Source organism: Micromonospora sp. NPDC002389 (assembly GCF_040296095.1).
In the GTDB taxonomy this organism is placed as follows: domain Bacteria; phylum Actinomycetota; class Actinomycetes; order Mycobacteriales; family Micromonosporaceae; genus Micromonospora.
The window spans coordinates 1-1,702 of sequence record NZ_JBEOWP010000042.1 but is presented as its reverse complement, the minus strand read 5'-3'; the positions used below and the strand labels follow the sequence as shown (position 1 = coordinate 1,702).

Sequence of the window (1,702 nt, the reverse complement as noted above, 5' to 3'; positions counted from 1 at the left end):
TCGGCAAGTTGGTGGTCCCCGGTCAGCAGATACGCCGTCCGCGACAACCCCGGCGAACGATGCACCACGAACTCATGGAACGACTGGACCATGCCTACCCCCCCGCACAGTTCTGGAACGCCGGATCCCTCGTTCATGGTTGAGGCCGCACCCCGGTAGCCGTCTCATCGACGAGCTTTGGCTCCGGCGTGGCGGTTCGATCGAATCAACGGCCATGTTCGACAGACAGCCCGGCTCGCCGCTCGAACCAGAACGCGAGCTGCCTCCGGCGCCGGTAGGCGGCGATCCCGGCCCAGAGCAGAATGATCAGCATCGTCGAGTACACGAACCAGCCACCCAGCCAGCCGGGCGAACTCGCCTCCCGGACATGGCCGCTCTCGACGACACCTCCGGCCACATCGACCGCGCGGATCTGATTCGGAGCGGTCAGCACCGTACGCGGCTCGGCAGCACCCGGGCTCAATGCGAGCACCCGCACGCCCCTCACGCTCCCGTACGAGGTGCGCTGGTCGATCTCCAACGGCTGGTCGAACCGGGTGGGCGACAGCGGGTTCGGGGTAAGGCCCACGACCAGCGCGGACCCGTCCGGCCCCCAGCCGAGCAGGCGAATGGTGGTCACGTCGGAGACGGCCGGCAGGTCCAGCGTTCCGGCGTCGCGGCCGGTCAGCGGGTCCACCCGGCGCAGGTGCCATTCACTGCTGTTCACGCGACGGGTGGCCAGGGTCAGCCATCGACCGTCCGGGGTCCACGCTCCCTTGCCGGCCAACGTGGATTCGTAGGGCAGTGCGAACGACGACAGCCGCGTACCGTCCCGCGCGGTCACCCAGACCGTGTTGCCGATCTGGTATGCGAGCCGGTCGCCGGCCGGCGTGAACGCGACCGGGTGAGCGAAGATCGGTTGTTGGGCTGCCTCCTGCACTCGGGTCCGCTCGCGCCCGTCGAGCGAGACGACGCTGAGCACCGACCGTAGGCTCGACTGCTGCGCGTCGGCGAACACCATGTCCACCACGGCGATGTGCCGGCCGTCCGGCGCCCACCCCGCCGGGTACGCGAACGTGACGTGCTCTGAGGTGCTCTCCACGTGCCGGGTGCGACCGGTGACCAGGTCGATGACGTCGACGCCCGGCCGCTCCGGATCGTCGGCGGACCGGGCGATGTACCGGCCGTCAGGGGACAGCAGTACCGTCTCGCCGGCCGGCGAATCGGCTCCCATCCGCAGGATCCGGTAGCGGTCGGAATCGGCGCCGACCACGCCGATGGTCTCGTCCTCGTCACTCCTGTGCCCACTGAACAGGACGGCGGCTGGGCCGAGGCGCGGTCGGTCGGTGACGTGCAGCGCACCGATCGGCGGGAGGCCGATCCGGTCGGGCAGCGCACCGGCGACCCCGTCGGCCGGGTCCACGCTCGGGGCGCTCCCCACCGGCACGACGGTCACGGCGAGCGCGACCAGGACCAGGACCAGCGCTGCCGCGCCCCAGTTCCGGCGTCGGGTGCGTCGTGCGGTGGCCAGCGCCCGCTCGTACACCGGGTAGACCGGCGCGTCCTCCGCCGTGTCCCGCAACGCCTCGCGCAGTCGGCTGGTCACCGTGCACTCCTCTCGGCCGTGTCGTCGACCAGATCGGGGGCGATCTCCCGCAGCCGCCGCAACGCGTCATGCCCGTGCCGTTTGACCGTGCCGACCGAACAACCCAACACCTCGGCG

1 protein-coding gene is annotated in these 1,702 nt (G+C 70.7%); it reads right to left on the bottom strand.

The annotated features are described in order from the left end of the window. Positions 1-205 precede the first annotated feature (205 nt). On the bottom strand, positions 206-1,585 hold the full coding sequence (locus ABT008_RS30375) for a hypothetical protein (RefSeq protein WP_350700735.1): 1,380 nt from the start codon (positions 1,583-1,585) through the stop codon (positions 206-208). Between the last annotated feature and the right edge of the window lie 117 nt (positions 1,586-1,702).